Source organism: Paraburkholderia guartelaensis (genome assembly GCF_004353905.1).
GTDB classification, from domain to species: Bacteria; Pseudomonadota; Gammaproteobacteria; order Burkholderiales; family Burkholderiaceae; genus Paraburkholderia; species Paraburkholderia guartelaensis.
Genome location: NZ_SMOD01000035.1, coordinates 70,973 through 76,972 on the forward strand (window position 1 = coordinate 70,973; position 6,000 = coordinate 76,972).

The following is a 6,000-nucleotide window of genomic DNA, read 5'->3' on the forward strand; positions in this document are numbered from 1 at the left end:
AAGGGTACTCAATAGTTTTTATATGATTATTTGGAGTTTTGCTACATCAACCGGTGAAGCCCAAGCGGATGCACAAAAGCAAACGTTTGCGCGCTGCAACTCAACCGGTTTCCCCCGCAGGAAGTTTGCCGGTGCCTGACGCGGCCGGCCGCTCTGCCAGACCCTGTTTACCGGTCTGATCAGTACTCCATAACGTATTCGAACTCTCGGAGAGACATATGAGGATCACCCGTTGGCCCACCGCCGCCGTGCTGGTTGCGATGGCCGCTACCGCCCATGCCGGCGACAGCAGCAACGACGTACCTTATCCGTTGCCGATGCCGTTGATGGCCGTCCCCCAGAACCTCGGCGCGCACGTTCGCGCGGACCTGCTGCTCAAGCGTATGACGCAGGACGAGAAACTCCAGTTCATCCATTCCGAATATCAAATGAGCGCCGTGCCCGGCGGCGGCGCGGGCTACATTCAGGGCGTGCCGCGTCTGGGCATTCCCGACCTGAATATGGTTGATTCCGCAACGGGATCGGGCAGCACGAGTCAGAAGAGCACGACCTTTCCGGCGACGATCGCGCTCGCGGCAAGCTGGGACCCGTACCTCGCGCGCGACTTCGGCGCACGCATAGCCGACCAGTTGCGCGAGCAAGGATTCGGCATGGGTCTGGGCGGCGGCACGAACCTCGCGCGCGAACCGCGCGGCGGACGCCTCTTCGAGTACCTCGGCGAAGACCCCGTGCTGGCGGGCGAAATGCTGGCGGCGCGCACCATCGGCACGCAGAGCCAGCAGGTGATCGCCACGATCAAGCACTACGTCGGCAACGAACAGGAAACGGGCCGCCAGGGCGGCAACAGCCAGATCGACGAGCGCACGCTGCGCGAACTCTATCTGCTGCCGTTCGAAATCGCGGCGAAGGAAGCGCGGCCGGGCAGCGTGATGTGCAGCTACAACCGCCTGAACGGCACTTACGCGTGCGAGAACACGCATGTGCTGACCGACGTGCTGAAGAAGGACTGGGGCTTCCAGGGCCAGGTGCAGTCGGACTGGGGCGCGACGCATAGCACGGCCCCGGCTATCAATGCGGGCCTCGATGAGGAAGAGGACGTGGGACCGACGGTCTATCTCACGCCCGATCTGGTCAAGCAGGCGATCGCCTCGAAGGCAGTCTCGCAGGACCGTCTCGACGACATGGTGCGGCGCAAGCTCTACGTGATGATCAGTACGGGCGTGCTTGATCATCCGGCGCAGGGCGGCGCCACGATCGACTTCGCGAAATACAACGCGTTCACGCAGGCTGCAGAAGAACAATCCATCGTTCTCCTGAAGAACGACAACAGCCAGCTGCCGCTTTCGGCGCCGAGCCTGCACAAGATTGCGGTGATCGGCGCTCACGCCGATACGGCCGTGCTGAGCGGCGGCGGCTCGGGCAATACGCGCGATCCGGTCACGGGCAACTTCTCGGGCTGCGGCGGGCTCACGTTCGCTTCGTCCACGGGCTGCGGCTGGTGGACCAACCCGTGGCTCAAGCTCAATACGCCTATCACCGCGGCGATCCAGCAGCTCGCGCCTTCGGCGCAGGTGAGCTTCGCGGGCAACACGGACCAGACGCAGCCGTTCCGCGCCTATACGCAGCAGGAGATCACCCAGGCCGCGACGCTCGCCAGCCAGTCCGATGTCGCGATCGTCGTCGTGGCGCAGCCTGCGGGTGAGGACTTCGGCGATCTGCAAAGCCTGAGCCTCGCGAACCCGTCGAATCAGGATCAGCTGGTCGAGGCCGTTGCGAAGGCCAACCCGCGCACGATCGTGATCATCGAAAGCGGCAATCCGGTACTGATGCCGTGGAAGGACCAGGTCTCGGCAATCGTCGAGGCATGGTATCCGGGCGAGGGTGGCGGCAAGGCGATCGCGAATGTGCTGTTCGGTCAGGTGAACCCATCCGGCAAGCTGCCGGTCACGTTCCCGGTGCACGATCAGGACACGCCGACGTGGGGGACGAACGGCGCCTTCGCGACCGATCCCGTGTATTCCGAAAAGCTGGACATGGGGTATCGCTGGTATGACGCGAACAACATCACGCCGCTTTACGAGTTCGGCTATGGCCTTTCGTACACGCACTTCAGCTATTCGGGATTGACGGTGAAGCAGGGCCCGGGGCATACGCTCACAGCGTCGTTCACGGTGCGCAACGATGGTCGCGTTGCTGGAGCGGAAACGGCACAGGTGTATCTGGGCGTGAGTTATGCCGGCGAGCCGCCGCGTCGTCTGGTTGGTTTCCAGAAGGTGTTCCTGAAGCCGGGTCAGTCGCAGCCGGTGCGCGTGACGATCACGGAACGTGCACAGAGCGTTTGGGACACGACGCATAACGACTGGGCCTACGTGCCTGGCAGCGCGGTGTATGTGGGTGCCTCGTCGCGCGATATCCGCCTGCAGAGCCGGTAAGCAGGAGGGCGCATGGAGGCTGCGTTGGCGGCCTCTGTTTTCTATTTTCAGAAATGGCCGGCTCGCGAACGTTTGCGAGCCGGTTCAAAATTGAATTCGCAAATCTTTCCGTATCTATCATTCGCATGCGAAAGAACGCAAATGCCTGGTCCCGCAAACCTGAATAACTTCCGCGGGTAATCCCCATTCAATCTGAATAAGGAAACCGGGTAGACTTACTCACCCGTCCGTGGGCCTTCCTCCGTTTGCGCGTTTTCCAGACACACGCCGTCACGCTTCACTGTGACACTGTCTCGTAGTGCCGCGCGCACGCGACACATGGAAGCTGAACCAAGAAGAATACTAAATCAGCCATGAGACTGATCACACGCGCAGTGAGCTGGCTTACCGAAGGCAACCGCCGCGGTCGAATCGTTGTGGTGCTCGTCCCTATGTGGGTGGGTGCCGTAGCGGCGGCCGTGCTCGCCCAGCATTCCCGTACTGCGATAGCGTGGCTCGTCGCGGCGCTCGCGTGCAGCGTTGTGCTATCGATGCTGAGCTTCTCCCAGCGACTCGCCGCCCGTTTGCGTCTGAGCGAGGAACGCCTTAGCCTCGGATTCGAGGGCATCAACGCCGGACTATGGGACTGGGATCTGGTCAACGACCGTGCCTACTATTCCCGCTATCTGTACCAGCAACTCGGCTATGGCGACGGCGACCTCCCGATGGACACCCGCGCATTCAACGCGCTCGTGCATCCTGCGGATCTGCTCCGCTTGCGCGAGACCATCATCAATCACCTGAAGCACGACAGCCTCTACGACGTCGAGTACAGGCTGCGAATGGCCGATGGTCAATACTTGTGGTGCCGGGGACGCGGCAAGGCCATACGCAATGAGAGCGGCCGGGCGAAGCGCATCGTCGGTTGCCTTTTCGATATCTCCGAACTCAAGCGGGCAGAAGCGGCCGCTGCGAAGGAAAAGAGCCTCACCGAAGCCACGCTCGCTTCGATCGACGACGGTGTGATCCGCATGGACAACCAGGCGAGCGTGACCTATTGCAACGCCGCCGCCGAGCGCATGCTCGGGCTTCCCTCGCACGATATTTACCGGAAGCCATTGTTCGACGTTTGTGATCTCTACGACGAGCGGTCCGGCAATATCGTCACTGCTCAATGCCTGCACAATCGCGCGGCAGCGGCCGACGAAGCGCAGCGCAGACTTTCGGTGACGCGCCCGGATGGCTCGCTGTTGCCCGTGGCCTGCTCCGTGGCGACGATCCGCGATGACGAAGAGGAAATGCTGGGCACGGTGATGGTGCTTCGAGACGCCAGCACGGAGCGCAAGCATGCCGCCGAACTCGAATATCAGGCCACGCACGATCATCTAACGGGCTTGCTGAACCGCCGCGAATTCGAGCGCCGGCTTTCGGGCTTGCTCGAGAAGGCCGGGACACTCCCGCATGCGGTGATGTTCCTCGACCTCGATCAGTTCAAGGTCGTCAACGATACCTGCGGCCACGCGGCCGGCGACGAATTGATCCGCTGCGTGGGTGCCGCTTTGAAACAAAAACTGCGCGCCGCTCATATCCTCGCGCGCCTCGGCGGCGATGAGTTCGGCGTCGTGCTGCCGGAGTGCTGCATCGACGACGCCCTGCGGATCGCAGAGGATCTGCGAGAGGCCGTGACGGTCATCCGGCTACCCTGGGACCAACATTTGCTGACGACTGGTGTGAGCATCGGCGTGGTGGACGTGGACGCCACGCAGACCTCGACATGGGACATCATGAAGGCGGCCGACGTCGCCTGTTATATGGCCAAGGAAAAAGGCCGCAACCGCGTGCATCAGTACTGCCTCGAAGATCAGCTCCAGTCGACCACCCATACGCAGATGGAGTGGGTGGCCCGCGTGAAAGCCGCGCTTGAGCACGATCGCTTCCGCCTGTACGCGCAACAGATCAAGTCGCTCAAGGAGGGCGGTCCCGCCGAGGAAGTGCACGTCGAGTTGCTGCTACGCATGGTCGACGAATCGGGCAACGTGATTCCTCCGGCGTACTTCATTGGCGCCGCCGAGCGCTTCAATTTGATGCCGCTCGTCGATCGATGGGTGATCGGCCGTGCATTCGAAGCCATCGCCGCGGGCCATCTTGCGGCAGACGTCTGGTCGATCAACCTTTCCGGCGCGTCGCTCGGCGACGAGGAATTGCTCGCGTACATCGTGCAGCAGCAGCAGCGCTGCGCAATCAGTTTCGAAAGCGTCTGCTTCGAGATCACGGAAACGGCCGTGATCACCAATCTTTCGAAAGCGATCACCCTCATGGAGAGCCTGCGAGCACTTGGCTGCCGATTCGCGCTCGACGATTTCGGCTCCGGTATGTCTTCGTTCACTTACCTCAAGCGCCTGCCCGTGGACTACCTGAAGATCGACGGCAGCTTCGTGCGCGGTATTGCCAGCAGCGACCTCGATCGCACGATCGTCCAGTCCATTCACCAGGTGGCCCACGCAGCGGGCAAGGCAACCATCGCCGAGTTTGTGGAAAGCGAGGCGATCATCGGGCGCCTCAGCGGGATTGGCATCGACTACGCGCAAGGGTTTTGTGTCGGGATGCCCCAGCCGCTTCCGGAAGGAGCCGTCGAGACCGTCAGCGCTTGATCTACAACGACATCACTGCGCTTGAATTCGATGGTGCTGCGGGCCGGGTGCAGCTGCCGTTCCTGATTTGGTGACAGAAGAGGCGACCCCGCACGCGTTGGTGCCGGTGGCTGCCGAAAATCGGCGTAGCGGCCCTCAAAAATAAATATTCGAAAGTCGCTTGACGATATCCGGAATGACCCGCATAATTCGCCTCCTTCGCTGATCGCTGCGAACGAAAACGAAGCGATTAAGACGAATTGCTCTTTAAAAATTTACAGCCGATAAGTGTGGGCGCTTGATGCGGTGGCGACCTGACTGTCCTTCGGGGCAATCAGGAGAAGCAAAAGTATCAAGAGTCTCACACTAAAGTAAGTCAGGTTTTTGAATTTATTCAGAACCTGTCAGCTTTGAGTGAGCGACCGGTTCTTAACTGAACCGAAAACAGTAACAGGTATTGAACTGAAGAGTTTGATCCTGGCTCAGATTGAACGCTGGCGGCATGCCTTACACATGCAAGTCGAACGGCAGCACGGGTGCTTGCACCTGGTGGCGAGTGGCGAACGGGTGAGTAATACATCGGAACATGTCCAGTAGTGGGGGATAGCCCGGCGAAAGCCGGATTAATACCGCATACGATCTACGGATGAAAGCGGGGGACCTTCGGGCCTCGCGCTATTGGGGTGGCCGATGGCGGATTAGCTAGTTGGTGGGGTAAAGGCCCACCAAGGCGACGATCCGTAGCTGGTCTGAGAGGACGACCAGCCACACTGGGACTGAGACACGGCCCAGACTCCTACGGGAGGCAGCAGTGGGGAATTTTGGACAATGGGCGAAAGCCTGATCCAGCAATGCCGCGTGTGTGAAGAAGGCCTTCGGGTTGTAAAGCACTTTTGTCCGGAAAGAAATCCTGGTGGCTAATATCCGCCGGGGATGACGGTACCGGAAGAATAAGCACC

General features: G+C 60.8%; 2 protein-coding genes and 1 rRNA gene. All 3 read left to right on the plus strand.

The features are described 5' to 3' along the window. Positions 1-218: 218 nt before the first annotated feature. Positions 219-2,432 carry a glycoside hydrolase family 3 C-terminal domain-containing protein gene (locus E1N52_RS32810; protein WP_133187722.1) on the plus strand — a complete coding sequence of 738 codons (2,214 nt, stop codon included), beginning with the start codon at positions 219-221 and terminating at the stop codon, positions 2,430-2,432. Between the two features lie 353 nt (positions 2,433-2,785). Beyond that, positions 2,786-5,062 carry an EAL domain-containing protein gene (locus E1N52_RS32815; RefSeq protein ID WP_133187724.1) on the plus strand — a complete coding sequence of 759 codons (2,277 nt, stop codon included), beginning with the start codon at positions 2,786-2,788 and terminating at the stop codon, positions 5,060-5,062. 438 nt (positions 5,063-5,500) lie between these two features. After that, positions 5,501-6,000: ribosomal RNA gene (locus tag E1N52_RS32825) — 16S ribosomal RNA — on the plus strand; the annotation flags it as partial.